At 47.7% G+C, this 16,812-nt stretch carries 10 protein-coding genes; 1 reads left to right on the top strand and 9 read right to left on the bottom strand.

The annotated features are described in order from the left end of the window. Positions 1–49 precede the first annotated feature (49 nt). The 9 genes from K401_RS0117915 to K401_RS0117870 all read right to left on the bottom strand — a co-directional run bounded on the left by K401_RS0117915 (position 50) and on the right by K401_RS0117870 (position 14,255). Entirely contained in the window at positions 50–1,165 is a 1,116-nt protein-coding gene (locus tag K401_RS0117915) for a 4-hydroxybutyrate dehydrogenase (RefSeq protein ID WP_024294241.1), read from the bottom strand. 12 nt (positions 1,166–1,177) lie between these two features. Further along, entirely contained in the window at positions 1,178–2,536 is a 1,359-nt protein-coding gene (locus K401_RS0117910) for an aldehyde dehydrogenase family protein (RefSeq protein ID WP_024294240.1), read from the bottom strand. 713 nt (positions 2,537–3,249) lie between these two features. Further along, positions 3,250–6,360, bottom strand: coding sequence for an alpha-mannosidase (locus K401_RS0117905; protein WP_024294239.1), 3,111 nt, complete (start codon positions 6,358–6,360; stop codon positions 3,250–3,252). Positions 6,361–6,378: 18 nt separating this feature from the next. Beyond that, a complete protein-coding gene (locus K401_RS0117900) occupies positions 6,379–7,629 on the bottom strand; it encodes a serine hydrolase domain-containing protein (RefSeq protein ID WP_024294238.1) in 1,251 nt (416 codons plus the stop codon). A 10-nt stretch (positions 7,630–7,639) separates the two neighbouring features. After that, positions 7,640–9,139, bottom strand: coding sequence for a response regulator transcription factor (locus tag K401_RS0117895; protein ID WP_024294237.1), 1,500 nt, complete (start codon positions 9,137–9,139; stop codon positions 7,640–7,642). A 1-nt stretch (position 9,140) separates the two neighbouring features. Then, a complete protein-coding gene (locus tag K401_RS0117890) occupies positions 9,141–10,925 on the bottom strand; it encodes a cache domain-containing sensor histidine kinase (protein WP_024294236.1) in 1,785 nt (594 codons plus the stop codon). Between the two features lie 161 nt (positions 10,926–11,086). Next, the gene (locus K401_RS0117880) at positions 11,087–11,917 is read right to left on the bottom strand and encodes a carbohydrate ABC transporter permease (RefSeq protein WP_024294235.1); all 831 of its coding nucleotides are present in this window, start codon (positions 11,915–11,917) and stop codon (positions 11,087–11,089) included. A gap of 1 nt (position 11,918) precedes the next feature. Next, positions 11,919–12,776, bottom strand: coding sequence for a carbohydrate ABC transporter permease (locus K401_RS0117875; protein ID WP_024294234.1), 858 nt, complete (start codon positions 12,774–12,776; stop codon positions 11,919–11,921). Between the two features lie 105 nt (positions 12,777–12,881). Continuing rightward, positions 12,882–14,255 carry an ABC transporter substrate-binding protein gene (locus tag K401_RS0117870; RefSeq protein ID WP_024294233.1) on the bottom strand — a complete coding sequence of 458 codons (1,374 nt, stop codon included), beginning with the start codon at positions 14,253–14,255 and terminating at the stop codon, positions 12,882–12,884. Positions 14,256–14,557: 302 nt separating this feature from the next. On the opposite strand from K401_RS0117870, the gene K401_RS0117865 reads away from it, so the two are divergent. After that, complete coding sequence (locus tag K401_RS0117865; protein ID WP_024294232.1) at positions 14,558–16,774, top strand: family 78 glycoside hydrolase catalytic domain; 2,217 nt, start codon at positions 14,558–14,560, stop codon at positions 16,772–16,774. The last annotated feature ends 38 nt before the right edge of the window (positions 16,775–16,812 follow it).

Here is a 16,812-nt window from a genome sequence, read left to right as displayed (position 1 = left end):
CTTTGCAGGCTGTCTTCCAGCCTTTCAAAGCGTGACTGCACCATTAAGATCAAAATAGCTCCTTGTAAATCTTAAGGACTCTTTGCCCATCTAAAGGCACAAAATTATTTGCCATAAGCCTTCCCTGCTGCTCCATGACACACTTTGTAAACACCTCAAGATCTTCCGGTTTTACGCCGTATTCATGAAGAGGCTTTTTAGGAAGAATCGTCCCAAGAAGCTCATCCAGCTTGTCATAAACGTTTTTGGTACCGCACCCCAAGAGCTTTGCCAGGCGCTGGTTCATCACGGCAATTTCTCCATCCCGGCGTATTTCCATATAATTTTTCAGAACGCCTGTAAACATGGCATAATTGCTTTCTCCATGAGCCACATGATAAGTCCCTCCAAGCGGATAGCTGGTGGCATGAACAGCCGCACATCCAGCAGTTCCAAAAGCAATTCCAGCATAGTTGCTTGCAATCAGGAAATCCTTCATAATCGGTATCCTTGCTTCTCTTCCCTCTGCCGCAATCTTCTGATATCCCCTGATAATCATCTCAATTGCTTTGTAACCAAACAGCTTTGTATAAGGGGTGGCCTTTGGAGAAAGGCTGGATTCCACTGCATGAACCAGTGCATCAATGGAGCTGGCGGCAAACACCCCAAAGGGAAGTCCAATAAGAAGCTCCGGTACAAGCACCGCGTCATCCGCATACATATGAGGAGATACCAAGCCTACCTTAGTCCCCAGTCTGGTCCGGTTAATGATGGAAATATTGGTCACTTCACTTCCAGTCCCGCAGGTCGTAGGAAGAATCACCAGGTCTCGTTTCTTTTCAATCTTCTCCGGCGCCTTATAAAGAGAATCCATGGATTCTCCTGCTGACACGGCCAGAATCTTTGCAATATCAATTACCGTGCCTCCGCCTATGGCGACGATCCGTTTGCAGTCAGTCTTTGCTGCTGCTTCTAAAATCGCGTCCACCATGACATCCGTAGGCTCACCTGTACCATAGGTTTCCTGAAAGATTGTATGTACCTTTAAGCCCATTGCACCAAAATACGGGTTATATATGTATTCATTGGTCAGTACCAGATCATCGCTTCCCAGATTAAAATCCTCAGCGAATTCAGAACAGGTTTCGTAATATGAAATCTGGGATTTTAAAATAACTTCCTTCATAAACGGACTCTCCTATGCAAAAATTTCTTCATCAGACGGCTGTTTCCAATTTTTCCTGACAAATGCGATACGGCTCTTATTCATCAAGTGGGTATAGAAGAGATTCTCGCTGATGGCATTATTCCCCCAGCTTCCGCAGCCAAGCGTTGTGGTAGGATTCAATGCATTTGCAAAAGCTCCCCCTGCCATGCTGGAACAGGTCTGGTTCACAACCACACGGCTTACAGGCAGCTTCACACCTGCATATTCGATATGTGCTTTATCATCAGACTGAATATCTGCCGAGTGGCCTTCTCCTTCTACCAAAAGGTTATCATAAGCAATCTGCACTGCCTCTTCCCAGGTCTTATAGCTGTAGGCCGCCATCATTGGGCACATCTTTTCCTTACTCCACACCACGCCGGCACCATGTCTTTCCGGTTTAACGATAATGACCTTTGTTCCCTCAGGAATGGAAATGCCCGCCAATCCTGCGATAGTCTTAACCGACTGGCCAACCACGTTTTTATTAATAACGCCGCCAGGGAATACAACCTCTGACAGACTGGCAACTACTGCCGGATCATCAATGTAATAAGCTCCCTGATCCACAAACTCTCTGATAATGGAGTCATAATCCTTTTCAGGAGCAATGATACTCTGGGTGCCGGAACATATGATTCCATTATCAAAGATACGGCTGGCTATCATACGGCCTGCTGCTGCCTTGTAATCGATTCCTTCATCAATCAGTCCCTGGACATTTCCAGGCCCAACCCCATAGCTTGGTTTTCCGCTGGAATAAGCAGATTTCACAACCCCCATACCTCCGGTTGCTATGACAGCATCGCAGGCTGACATCAGTTCCGTGGTCATATCAATGGTAGGCTCTTCTATTACCAGAAAGATATCTCTGGGAACACCCATACGGTCTAACTCCTTATAATAAAGATCTGCCAGCTCCATAGCACATTTTTTACCGCGGGGGTGAGGGGCTATGATAATGGTATTCTGGCATTTGACTGCGAACATGGCATTGCACATGGGTGTTACAACCGGGTTAGTGCACGGAGTCGCAGCTGCGATGACTCCCATGGGCTTTGCTACTTCGATGAGGCCTGCCTCCTCATCTCGTCTAATGATGCCTATGGATTTCTTTCCTTTGAGCGAGTTCCAGATAATTCTTGATTTTCCCTTATTTTTAGTGATCTTGTCCTCGTATACGCCCATTCTGCTTTCTTCTGCAGCCAGCTTTGCCAGCGGCTGGGCATGATCGAAAACAACCTTTGCGAACATTTTTACAATTTCGTCCGTCTTTTCCTGGTCATAAGTGCATAGGATCTGTTGTGCTTTTCTGGAACGTTCTACCAATGACTGAATAAATTGACTCATTTGGGCTTCCTCCCTACCTGCTATTAGTGATTTTTTTAACATTGTTTCTGATACTAGTTTAACTCTTTTTCTCAATAATTGAAAATACTAGTTTTTTATCATAAACGATAGGATTTTTATATGTAACTTTTTATGCATTTTATACAACATTTTATAATTCTATCATGGTATCTCTATATTAATACGTGTTTTTTATTTTGTTTTTATTACCTTTATTGACAAAAATTCTAAGTAAAAATAGGTTTAAAAGGGCTGATCCACAGGGTTTTCTGCGAAAGGATGACTTAAGTTCTTCCTTAAATCCAGTACTTTTAACCATATTGCGAATATTATTGTTATAAAATAAACAATGTCTAAAAAATGATCCTGAAAACAGAAACGCCTGCGGACCAACGGCTCTGTTAATTATAAAACTGAAAAAGGCAGATTCCGAAGAACCCACCTTTCATGGCATAGTTGCAATAAATTATTCTCATTACTGTATTACACAAAAAATCAGCCTGAATTAATCATAATAATTCAGCCGGCGGCGCTCGGCCCCACATAGTTACTGTATTTTTTTCTTTTTTACTCTCACTCATAAAGTGAAGCCCAAACAATGGAAAAAGAGTTCCAACTCCGTGAGAATGAAGTCACTTAATCCCCCAGTCTCCTTTTTCAATCTTCTCAACAATCCGCGTTTTACTTCTTATATTCTATCGTTAAACCTTTTTTCACACTTCCAGCCACACCTTAAAGCTCCTGCTTTCAAACGGCTGTAAAACTGCGGATATACTCTCAACTTCCCTGGTTCCGGCATCCTGCTCCAGCATATTGCAGACCGTCCATTCTTTTATCTGGTAATCTGATTTTATGTCAACTTTCTGCCTGCTGCCTGCCGTCTCATGAATCCTTATCACCAGGCATTCCTCTTTCTCCGCCTTTTTCACCGCATCCACAAACACGGCCGGGTTATCGGTCCATAACAATCGTTTGCCTGCAAATGTTTTCTTCTCCATTCCCTTTACAGAGCCAATCGGCAGATTCAAATTCACACTTTCCGGAATCGTTCCGCCTTCCGTCACCGTCCCGGCGTGAGGGTACAGAGAATAAGTAAATGTATGTACTCTCATATCCGCTTTTGTATCAGGATATTTTGCGCTCTTTAACAGGGAAATTTTAAGGGTACTGTCCTTTGCGCTGTATCCATATTTGCAGTCGTTCATAAGGCTGACTCCGAAGCCGCTGTCAGAGATATCCGCCCACTTGTGTCCCACCACCTCGAACTTCGCCTGATCCCAGCTGGTGTTGTAATGGGTTGGGCGCTCCACATGACCAAACTGAATATCATAGGATGCCTTGGTGCTCCTTACATCGAAATCAAAAGCCGCCTTCATAAGCCGGTGATCCTCATGCCAGTCCACCATAGTTTCGAAATCAATCCGACGGCTTTTCGCATACAGAACCATGTCCTGTTCAATGGAAGAGTTCCGGTAACCATAGGAGAAACGGATCACCGCCCTCACCCCGTTATTTTCCACGAGTCTCGGCGCCTCCCTTACCACTGCAGTCTCCATCTTCTGCATATAGAACATATCAATATCCCATGCATCATACCGCATGGGCCTGTCTTCAAAGATTTCCAGGCGGTTTCCTTCTCCCTTCAGCACTTCCCTTTCATTTTCCCTGTCATAAACAGAAACAAGCTGCCCTTTCTGATTCCAGCGGATATGGTAATAGGGTGTCTTTACCTCCTCGTTCAAATACTCCGCCGTCACCTTCTGAGCGGCGGCTTCCTTTTCCGGCCAAAAGCGGATGGTCCTCATTTCCAGCCCACGCATTTTTACATGCAGGAAAAAGCCTTCTCCGGTTCTGCCTGATATGATGGGGGTTCCGTCCAACTCTTCAAAGCTTCCCTCCCTTGTTTCCTGGATAAACACAAGGTCATTCCGGTCAAAGCTGCTGAAATTCCAAAGCATCCAGTGATCGTCTGCAGCCTTTACAAGCCGGCTTAGAAGTGTGGCTCTCGTATCATTTAACAGGCGGTCTGCCTCCTGGTATTCCTTTTCCGAATCCTGGTAAACTTCATGTATGGAGGAGCCGGGAATGATATCATGGAACTGGTTTCGCAGGACGATTTCCCACGCGTGGTGAATCTGGTTTTGGGGATATTCCCCTTCCACTGTTAATACCTGGCTGGCCAGCCATTCCGTTTCCGCCAGTTTCCATTCCAGCTTTCTGTTCCACTTCTTGTTTCCCGCCTGGGAGGTATAGGTGCCCCGGTGGTATTCTAAATACAGTTCGCCGTCCCATACCGGCTGCCAGCTCTTATTTTCTTCCATATCCTGATGGATCTTATTGAAATAATTTCCAGCCGTGTCATTGACCACGTTTGGAACACCTGGAAGTAAATTCATGGATCGCCTGCTTTTTAACATGCCCGGCGTCACCCCGCCGCCGCCGTCTCCATGGCCGAAGGATATCAGCACGTCCTTTGTCAGATCTTTGTCCCGGAACTTCTCCCAGCTTCCAAATACCTCATACGGGGTCAGCTTTCCGTTATAAGTGGCACCATGTTTATGTTCAGAATCTTCCTGCTCATAAGGCGTGGTTATAAAATAGGTTAAAATCTCGCTGCCATCGATCCCTCTCCACCAGAATAAATCATGAGGCATCCGGTTGACGTCATTCCAACTGATTTTTGTAGTCGCAAACGTCTTAATATTGCACTGCCTTAAAATCTGCGGCATCGCCCAGCTGTAGCCGAACACATCCGGCAGCCAGAGATGGGTGCATTCACTGCCGAATTCATCCTTAATAAAATTGCAGCCATGCAGAAACTGACGTACAAGTGCCTCTCCGGAAGTGATGTTGCAGTCCGCTTCCAGCCACATGCCGCCGTCTACCTCCCACCTTCCCTCGGTAATCCTGTTTTTGATCTGTTCATAAATCTCCGGGCAGTCCTGTTTGATAAACTGGTAAAGCTGCGGCTGACTCTGCAAAAACAAGAAGTCGTCGTTCTGTTCCATCAGCCTGAGCGCGGTAGAAAAGGAGCGCACTGCTTTTTCACGGGTATGCTTCAGCCTCCAAAGCCATGCCACATCAATGTGGGTATGTCCTACGCAGTGTACGGTGACCTGGCTGTTTTTCGGCATTTGAACCAGTCGTTCCTCCAGATTCTCCAACGCTGTTTTCACCGTGGGATAAAATTGGTCCTGATCCCAGTCAATAAAAGAAAATGCACCGTCAAGCGCTTCCAAAAGCGCGCCACGCTCTGTGCCCGTATCCGGCATCAGGGCTGCGCTCTTAACAATCCCTTCGGTATGGTAATAGAAACGGTCCGCCGCCAAATTTAAGTATCCGATGCCTGCCTTCTTAAAACGGTGAATCTGGTCGGTACGGGCGCCGCCGCCCTCCAGCCCGGTCCAAAGCAGGAAGGTGAGTTCAATATTCTTGCCTGCAAATGCCTCCAGCACTACCTCATTATGGAATGTATCCACTCCCTGATGGGGCTTTCCGTCGATAAAAAGCAGCGATTCGAAACCGCTGTTAAAGCCCTCCCCTGTCTTTCCAAAATCGAAAATACCGGTAATCTGGCTGCCTTCTTTTTTCTCCGGAACCTTCACGGTTGTCTGAAACCACAGATAGCGGTCCCTTCCGATAAAAAAATCACCCTTTCGGACCTGTTCATCTTCGTTCAGACGCCCTGGGTATTGAACAATGACCTCATCCGCCTCACAGCCGGCATCCCCGGCAGCAAATGGAAATAAATCAATGGTTTCTTCATACCTCCGATCCCACAGTTCTTTTGTATAAGCAGTCAATTTCTCATGAATTAAAAACATTCTGGCTTCCTTTCTGCATTATAGATCATGCGAAAACAGTACATTTTTTAGTCTTGTAACCAGCTTTCCGGCATCCTTTTTCTGCTGCATCACAAGAAACGTCACCTTTTCCTGAGGGCAGTTCACAAAACAGCAGCCAAGCCATCCATCCCAACAGTATTCCATCTGCCGTCCAAGGACGGCTGACTGCCATGGATTCCACAGAACCCTCATATAATTCCCATAGCTGAAGCCGGATTGGCCAAACCAGTTTTCAAAGCCCTCCTGTTGGTTTCCTGACAGCCGGCCTCTGGTCAGATATTCCACGGCAGCCGGCCGAAGAATCCTTTTACCTCCAAGGCTTCCATTGTTAAGAAGCATTCCGGCGAACTTCTCATAGTCTCCAATGGTGGAGACAAGCCCTGCACCACCGGATTCGAATCTGGCATTCTCATCCATGGCATTCCTGATCCCCAGGAAATTTCCTGTGTATTCCGCCAATCCGCCGTCTTTTCCCGTCTCATATGCCTTTGCCAGACGGCCCTGCTTCTCTTCCGGCACATAGAATGCCGTATCCGTCATACCTAACGGCTCAAAAATTTCTTTTCTTAAGAAGCCGCCAAATGACTCTCCGGTAACTTTCTCGATGACCGCTCCCATGATGTCGGCGGAAATACCATATTTCCACGACGTTCCGGGCTGAAACAGAAGAGGTATTTTCCCTGCCTTCCCGGCAAACTCCTGTGTTGTCATCGGCTCTTTTTCAGACAGACCTCTTTCCGCCTCATCTAAAAGCTCTTTTGTCCGGGTCTCCGTCAAGGTGCATGTATCCCCATAAGTGAGGCCGGAAGTCATATGAAGGAGATCATACAGAGTCATGGGGCGGGCCACATCTTCCAGCTGCAGGTCCAGGTCCATTTCCTTGGACACAGGGGCAGCAGACGTTCTGCTTAGTCCATTGGTTGAAAGAGTGGATGCCGCTGTGCCCCGGCATACCTTTCCTCCTGCAAAGGACGGCAGATACTCTTCCACCGGAGTCTGCAGGCAAATTTCCCCCCGCTCCAGTAAAATCATGGCAGCCACGGCAGTTATCGGCTTAGTCATGGAGTACAAACGGAAAATAGTATCCCTTCCGATCTTCTTCCCCGCCTCCAGATCCGCGTAACCGGCCTCCAGATAGCACAGCTCTTTGCCGTCTTTGGTCACCATCACATTGGCCCCGCCAAGCTCCCGGCTTTCCACTGCCTTCTGGAGGACCGCTTTCATTTTCTGTTCTAATTCCCTGCTCATTATGCGTACCTTATCCGTTTTCTTTTTTATGATTCTGAATCTGTTCCATATAATCCGATGGGCTGATTCCTACAACCGAGGTAAAGATCCGGCTGAAATAAAACTGGTCGTTATAACCTGCCCTGGACGCCACGTCCTTTACATAGACGGAGGTTTCCTGGTTCATGATCTCCTTTGCGCATTGGATGCGTGCCAGAGTCAGGAACTTATTAAAGGAGTTTCCCGAATACTTTCGGAACAGCTTGTTCAAATATGTGGGAGACAGCCCAAATTCCCTGCACAGCCGTCCCATGGAAAGGTCCTCTGAGAGATGGCGGTCTATAAAAGCGGTGATCCTTCCGAAGAACTCTTCTGTATCCATCTTCTGCTGCTGCGGTTCTTTCTTGATCTTCTGCGCCAGCATGTTCTGGATTGCGTCCGAAACCTCGTCCAAGTCTTCTGCATAATAAAAGATATCATCCAGTATTCTTTCTCCGTTCTGCTCCGTCTCCGACAACAGGCCGAATTTGTCCAGCAGGATCAGAAGATACCGCACCTGGGCTTCCACGTACATCTGTGTTTTTTTCACACGTTTCCAGTAGTTAAACAGCCCGCCCACCGCCGGAACGATCCGGTCCCGCTGCCCCTTTTCGACGGCGCTTTCCAGTGCACGGAATTCACCGGAATCCTTTACGCTCTTCTGCTTTTCTTCCTGCAATTCTTCCGCAATCAGGATCTGATTTACACCAATAATGATGCTGCGGTCCAGGATCTGATACAGCTCCTCGAACACATTATCCGCATGTTCGATTAAAAACGGAGCCTCCCGGATCACGCCTGTCACATAATTGGAATTGCCATGCTCCCTGCGGATAGTCTCCGAAATAATCTGATAAAAGCTCTTATAAATAAGAATATCTTCAGGATAAAGATACATGGCTTCCATCTCATCCCTTCCATACAGGAAAATCTTCTCATCCTTTCCTGAGAATATCTCGAATCCTGAATTTCCTGAGTACCGTCTGGGAAGCCCGTTTCTCCTCACAATCGCCGCATAGTATCTTCCCGCCGGGAAATAGCGTTCCAGGACTTCCTTTCTAACGGTATTTTTCTCACATAGGCTCTTCATCAGCTGATTTCTTTTTCTGGCATAGATTTCATCGAGGCGCTCCCCCATGCTGTTTAAGACACTTTGAAGCGTCGATGGCTTGATGGGTTTTAACAGATAATCGTATACACCTGACCGGATTGCGGCCTTTGCATACTCGAACTCCTGATACCCGCTCACCACCAGAGACAGAACGTCCGGATATCGTTCCCTGGCCTTCTCCGCCAGTGCGATCCCATCCATTACCGGCATTTTCACATCCGTGATCAGGATGTCCGGCAGGTCTTCTTCCATCCGTTTTAACGCCTCCTGCCCATGCTCCGCCGTTGCGGTCACTTCAAACTGCGGGCACTTGATGGCAATAATATTGCAGATATGCTTGATGGCAGCCGGTTCATCATCCACTGCGAGTATACGGTACATATTATAACTCCCCCTCTTTGGACTTACGGATTCCAAGAAACACTTCCGCACCCTGTTCGTGGTTCCCTACGCGGTAGATCAGCTGCTCCGAATAGAGCAGATACAGACGGGCATAGGTATTGGCATTCCCCATTCCCCCGATCTCCAGCTCCACATTTCGCTGAATTGAGCTGATCTGCAACCGCAGCTTCATAATTTCATCCCGGACGTATTTCAGCGATTCTTCTGAAAATCCGTCTCCATTGTCCCTGATCCTGATATACCAGCCTTCCTGATCCTGCCAGCCGGAAATCTCCAGACGCATAATCTCGTAGCCATTTTCATAGCCGTGGGATATGCTGTTTTCCACCAGCTGCTGTAAGACCAGCTTCGGCAGAATATAATTTCTGATTTCAGGCTGAATGTCCATATGGTACTCCAGCTTATGTTCATAACGGCACTTTAAAAGCTTAATATACGCTTCCACGTAGTCAGCTTCCTTTTCCACAGTGGCATACCGCTCCTTGGTATTGGTCGAATACCGCAGCATGGCGGCCAGCCCGTCGCAGATATCACAAATTACCTCATCATTATTTAATACGCCCCTACTGGAAATGACATTTAAAATATTATAGATAAAATGAGGATTTACCTGGGCCTGCAGTGCGTCAAACTGGGCCTGAAGCTGGATCATGGAGGTTCTCTTCTCCTTCAAGATTGCGCTGTCCAAGCGCTTTAACATATTTTCATAGGACTGTCTCAGCTGTTCAATTTCATTATTGGATGTTTTCAGCTCCACATTTTCCGTGATGTTATTCAGCTTTGTACGCTCCATCAGTGCCGCAAGTTCCTGAACCGGCTTTGCCAAATGACTGGAGGCCGCAACGGTATAGAGGATCGCAATGGCGATGAAGCTGGCCGCAAGGAGCAGTGTAATTGTAAAAATATAGTGTAAGTCGCTCTTTACCGCGTCGTACCGCTCCGCCACAATGATTGTTACACCCGTTTCCGCCGATAGGCTCCCGGCAAGAAACTCCTCATCTCCTGTAACCGTATTCCGGTATCTTCCTGCGCTGGCATCCCCCTGTGCCAGGAATTCTTCATAACCCAAATCGCCGTCATACCTGCCGTTGCTGAACAGCAGCTTTCCCTGTTTATCGAACAAAAGAACTTTAATCTCAGGATTGGATACCTCCAGCAGAGCCTTCAAAGAGTCCTCAGTACGCTGTACCTCAATATATCCCAGATTATCTCCCTGAATCTCCTTTATAACGGAATAGACATTCTGTTTCTTCTCCCCCCAGTCGTCCACATGCAGACCGATGACCGCAAACTCTCCATAGCCGACAGAATCCATCTCCCCAAACCAGGGAAGCCCATCGATGCCGGCACTTGGGTCCATCTTCCGCTTTTCATGAATTGTGGATACCACAACGCCGTTCCTGTTAAAGAAGATGACCCGATAAAAATTACTTATGATATAGTCAGTATTTAGTAAATTCCGCACCGCCCTGGCTGCTTCGCTGAAATACAGGGAAACATAATCGGCATCCTTTGGAAATACGGACAGCTTTCGTATGGCATCCAGGGCATCCACATCGCTTAAAACGTAATGGCATACATTTTTCATCGCCTTGGCCGATTCCTCATACTGCTGGTTTAATTGTCTTGATATGTCCTCCAGATTCTGCAGCTCCTGATTCACGGAACGCCTGACGCTGGAATAGTAGAAAACTCCTCCCAGCAAAATGGCCGCGGACAGAATAAACACAGAATATACCATGATCATCCGGGTGCGAAATTTCATAATGTTTTACCCCTTTTTGTCATTTCCTTATACTGGACAGACAACACGTAAAACTTTCCCGTACCGTCCGGCTTTTCTATCATTAGTCTACAATTCCCCTTCCGATTAATCAAGTACAATTATTTTTCCCGAAACAGCAGAAGCTTAACCCGGATAACGTCTTATCCCTTCACGGAACCGGCCACCATGCCGTCCACGATCCTCTTGTTAAAGAACAGGAACAGCACCAGCATGGGAATCGTAATCATGATCACGTTGGCAAACAGAAGATTATAGGAACTGGAATACCGCCCGATAAAATTAAACAATGTCAGCTGAATTGTGGCATTCTTTGTTCCCGGCAGGAAATATAAGGGATTCGTAAAGTCATTGAACACGGCCACTGCGTTCAGAATGATGACAGTAGACGTCACCGGCTTGAGCAGCGGAAGAATGATCTTTGTGAACATCTGGCTCCTGGAACAGCCGTCAATGTATCCCGCCTCTTCCAGTTCTACCGGAATGGAGCCTACAAAGCCGCGGTAAAGCATAATGGTGAACGGGATCTGAAGCGCACATTCGATCAGCATCATTCCGGGAATCGTCTTATATAAATACAGCCCCTTCATGACCCAGATCGTGGGCAGAATGGCTGGAGGCACCATGAGCCCCGACAGGATGATGCTGTTTGCAATGCCGGTTAAGCGGTCTCTCCTTCTTTGAAGCACATAGCCTGCCATGGAGCAGACCACGATCAGCAGAGTAACCGCCCCGACAGTGAGGACCGCGCTGTTTTTAAAGGACCGGATGAGCAGATAATTGTTGGCCTTTATCACCTCCAGATAATTGTCCCACTGGAACACCTCCGGCAGAGACAGCTGCAGTAAATTGGCTTCCCGTCTCCCCTTTAAAGAATTGACAAACATGAAAACAAAGGGTACCACAAATATCCCGCCTGCCACAATCAGTCCGATGACATCTCCCAAAAGCCGGATTCTTTTTTTATTCGTCATGTCAGTCTACCTCCCTGCTCAGTAAGAATTTCTGAAGCGGATATGCAAGAACTGCGATCATCAGGAACATGATCACATTTCCTGCCGTCGACAGGCCGTAATATCCCGCCGCATATTGTTTATACACGGCTGATGCAACCACCTCGGTGGCATATCCCGGTCCGCCTCCGGTCATTGCCCAGATTAAATCAAAGCTTCGCATGCCTCCGATGAATGCCAGCATGATAACGGAATTCATGGCCGGCCTCGCCAGAGGAATCGTGATATAAAGCAGCTGTTTTAATTTTCCTGCGCCATCGATTACCGCCGCCTCGTAATAAGTCTTGTCGATCGCCTGAATTCCCGCGATAAAGATCACTGCTGCGACACCAACACCCTTCCATACATCTGTTCCGACCACAGAATACAGCGCCAGCTTCATGTTTCCCAGCCAGTCAATACCATGTACTCCGATCAGTTCCAGCACCTTGTTGATGAGTCCTTTCGACGGATGCATCAGCGCGGTAAACGTAATCCCGACCGCAATGGTGGAAACAAGATTGGGAAAGAACACGACGGAGCGCAGCAGATTCTTTGTCTTAATGCTGCTGGTTAAGAAAACGCCGATTAAAAAACCCACCACCACCTTGAACCCACACGTAAGTACCGCATAGATCATCGTATTTTTAACACCTGTATTTAAGGCCCTCTCTGAAAAGAACATCTTGAAATTGTCCAGGCCGCAAAATTTCACTTCATTGAAATTCCAGATCGTCAGACTGAAATACAGGGAAAGAAGCAGCGGTATCAGAAAAAACACGGTGAACACGGTCATAGCCGGAACCAGAAACCATGTGGAATATATTTTTTTCTTATCCATTTCATTCTCCTCCAGTTAAATGTCCGGCACGCCGGACTCACTTTCCTGTTTAAGAAAGAACGAAGCGTATCACCAGAAGTGAACGCTTCGTCTTTCATCCTCAGTTTACTTCCAATCCAGACCTAACTGCACCGCCTGTTTCTTACAATCTTCATCGTAAGCGGCAGCCGCTTCTAATGGAGTTGTCTGGCCTGTTCCCAGTTCCTGACAGATTGCCGGGCAGTCAGCACCCTTGACCGGTGTGATAAATTCCAGTGCAAGGCCGGTTTTACCGGAATCAAAGTATTTCTGAAGATCATATTTAACCGCATCGTAGGCATTATCCGGTAATTCGTATCCCTTCACGCAGTAGGGTCCTTCCGGCAGAAGTGCGGCCGTGTAGACATCCAGCGCTTCATCTGAAATCATGAATTCCATTAATCGCTTGATATCATCCACCTTGCCGGAATTTTTGTTTCCGTACCAGGAGGATGGCTCCCATACGGTTAAGCCCTGCTTGTCCGGATCATCACCTGGAATCGCAAATGCTCTTACGTTATTTACATCATCCCCATACAGTTCATAGATATTTGAAAGAGCCTGGGAGCTGGAGAAGTAATGAGCTCCCTCTCCGTTTACGATCATGTCGCAGGCATCATTATAGGTGGTCGCCATGTAATCTTCATTATAATAAGGTGTGGTGTCCGCCAGCTTTTCCCAGCTGCGCAGCCCGGCTTCGTTGGTGGCAAACTTGATCTCGCCCTGTTCAAACTTCTTTGCGAAATCCGGTTCCTGTACCATCACATTATAGTAGTCTCCCAGGAATGGGAACTGGGTCGTCCACTGATCCCCATAGGAACCGATCAGTGCAACCTCTCCGGCTTCCTTTAATACATCACAGTTATGCAGAAATTCCTCCCAGGTCTTAGGCACTTCTAAGTTGTATTTCTCATAGACGTTCTTGTTGTATAAGATCACGCCGCCCTTGGCTGAGGATGTGGGAATTCCATATACCACGCCGTCTATGGTGACCGCCTGCTTATATGTATCATCCAGTCTGGCCGCCCAGTCCTCATTGGTGATATCAATGAAATACTCCGCCGGATTGAGCGCGGAAAGGAGTGCTCCGGAATTGGTTCCGCACAGATCCGCCATATCGCCGGAAGCCAGACGAGTCTTAATGATGCTGTCTCCATTGTCCCCGCCGCCGCGTACTTCTACTTCTACGTGAATTCCAAGTTTTTCTTCTGCCAAGGCAAATACGGCCTCGTAACCGGCCGGCGCTAAGTCCGTTCCTATGGAAGCGGTCAGCGTTGCTTCCTTATACTCCCACCCATCATCTTCTGTTTTTGCTTTCTCAGTGGTCTCACCGGCGGCTTCCGTGGTCACGGCAGCCGTCTGATCCGCCTTAGGAGCCTTCTGGTCTGTCCTGCTGCATCCTGCCATGCTGCCTGCAGCTACCACTGCCGCCATCATGAATGCGATCGTTCTTCGTTTCATCGAGTCAACCTCCCTGTTTTTTATGACCTAATTTTAGCACATCAGTTCCCGTTTTAAGAATGGAAAATGGCATCATGATATGGTGAAAATTTCGCACAAACAAAACGAATAACGCCCTTTGAAACGCTTTTCTCCATCTGTAGTGGCGGATTATCCATACCTTTTGCCAAAGGACCGGAAGCGGACATATCCGATTGCAGGGCTGTGTTAAATTCTCCGTCCAACTGTGGCGGATATTCCATGGACAAAGTACTTTCATTATACTATTCTTAACAAAAAAATTCATTCATTTGGAGGAAACCATGAAACTGGAAAATAAGAATTGGGTACAGTCTTCACGCTCCTGCGGAGCATCCTATTTCAGAAAATCTTTTCAGATACAAAAACCGGCCGAAGCAGCAATTGCCATCTGCGGTCTCGGCTTCTATGAGCTGTATATCAACGGCAGAAAGGTAAACAGCGACTGTCTGATCCCAGTCACATCAGATTACCACCCCAGGGATATTTCCGGCTTTCTATATCCCATGAAAGGCACATTCACTCACCGTACCTATTATGATGTCTATTCAGCCGGAGAATATTTACGGGAAGGAAAAAATGTCATTGCCGTCGAACTCGGTAACGGCTGGTACAATCAAAAGGAGCGGATCGTGGAGGGCCATCAGTCCTTTGGAGAGCCAAGGCTCACCTTCCGGCTGGAGATCGCCGGAGAGCAGGAGGTGACCATCGTGTCAGATGGGACCATGCGCCGGCATAATAGTGAAGTCACGTTCAACAACCTTTTTTTCGGCGAGAAACACGACCTGCGCCTTAAGCTTCCCGGCTGGCAGTCCCCCGATTTTAACGACTCCCTTTGGGAACCGGCAGTTTCCGTCTCTCCGATGGAAACCGTAATGTGCCGTTCCGACTGCCCCGGCGATAAAATGATCCGGACCCTGATACCAAAGAAGCTCTTTGACGATGGAAAACGTGCCATCTATGATGCAGGCGAAAACTTAAGCGGCTGGGTGATGGTAACCGGAACCTTAGAAGATGGAGAAACCATAACCATCCGCCACGCCGACGAGCTTACGCCGGATGGCGAACTGGACTTCATCTCCAGCGGAGGTGAAGAACAGATTCAGACCACAGAATATATCGGTAACGGCCGCATGGAAACGATGTGCCCCAAATTCAGCTGGCAGGCCTTCCGTTATTTTGAAGTGACTGGCAGACTGTCTGAATCCGGAGATACGCCGTTTCTGTGTGCCGTCGTACACACGGATGTGGCACAGACTTCCGCCTTCCGCTGCAGCAATGAGACGTTAAACTGGCTTTATGAAGCGTATGTACGGACACAGCTTTCCAACATTCACTGCGGAGTTCCACTGGATACTCCCAACAGAGAGAGGCTTGGCTATACCGGAGACGGCCAGTTAGGTGCCCGCACAATCATGCTTACCCTGGGCGTAAAACGGCTGTACCGGAAATGGATCCGCGACGTGCTGGACTGTCAGGACAAGGAAAGCGGCCGGATCCAGCACACGGCGCCCTTCCAGGGCGGAGGCGGCGGACCGGCTGCCTGGGGTGCCGCAATTGTTGAAGTTCCATACCAATACTATGTCCACTACAGGGACATCCAGATCTTGAAAGAATGTTTTCCTGCCATGCTGCACTGGTTTGAGTACCTGGAAAACCACAGCGAAAACGGCCTCGTCGTTTCCGGTGAACCCGGAGGCTGGTGCCTGGGAGACTGGAATACCACAAAGGAGATTCTGCTTCCGGTTCCCTTTGTCAACACATATTTCTATATTAAATCACTGCAGACCGCCTCAGAAATCGCCGGAATTCTTGGCATGACGGATCATATGCAACTCCTGGCCGCGACGGCTGCGAAAAAGAAGGAGGTCCTGACCGCCCACTACTACAGTCCAAAAGACAACACCTACTGCGGTGGCGTACAGGCTGCGGATGCATATGCAGCGGATATCGGCCTCGCAAATGACGCTATGCTGCACGCACTTAATGAGAAATACGCCTCCATGAATGAATTTGATACGGGAATCTTCGGCACGGACATCCTCATCCGCGTATTATTCCGGTATGGTTATGCACAGACAGCCTATCATCTGCTGACGGCAGATGGTCCGTCTTCCTTTGAAAAGGTCCGGCGCACAGGCGCCACAACGCTGTGGGAATCATTCTTAGATCCAAAAGAATCGAAGAATCATCCCATGTTCGGTGCCGTGACCCGTTATCTGTTCCTGAATCTTCTGGGAATCAAATACTGGGGAGATCGTGAAATCAGCATCATTCCTGATATCGTAGATGGTCTGGATTATGCGGAAGGAAAGATTACCACAATATATGGTACAATTGAAGTAAGTTACGTGAAACGGGAAAAAGAAATTGAATTTCTGATCAACTGCAGCGAAGGGATTCATCCTACCTTGCATTATGGAGGACGGAAGATGAGGATTGTTCCTGGAGAGAAGGTTTTGATCGAATTAGTCAGTTCAAGCCCGGCATTCATTTTTTAGATAACACAGCTTTTAATAGAAGCAGAGTCAAATTCAAT

This window comes from Lacrimispora indolis DSM 755 (assembly GCF_000526995.1).
Classification (GTDB): Bacteria; Bacillota; Clostridia; order Lachnospirales; family Lachnospiraceae; genus Lacrimispora; species Lacrimispora indolis.
This window is presented reverse-complemented; position numbering and strand designations above follow the sequence as displayed.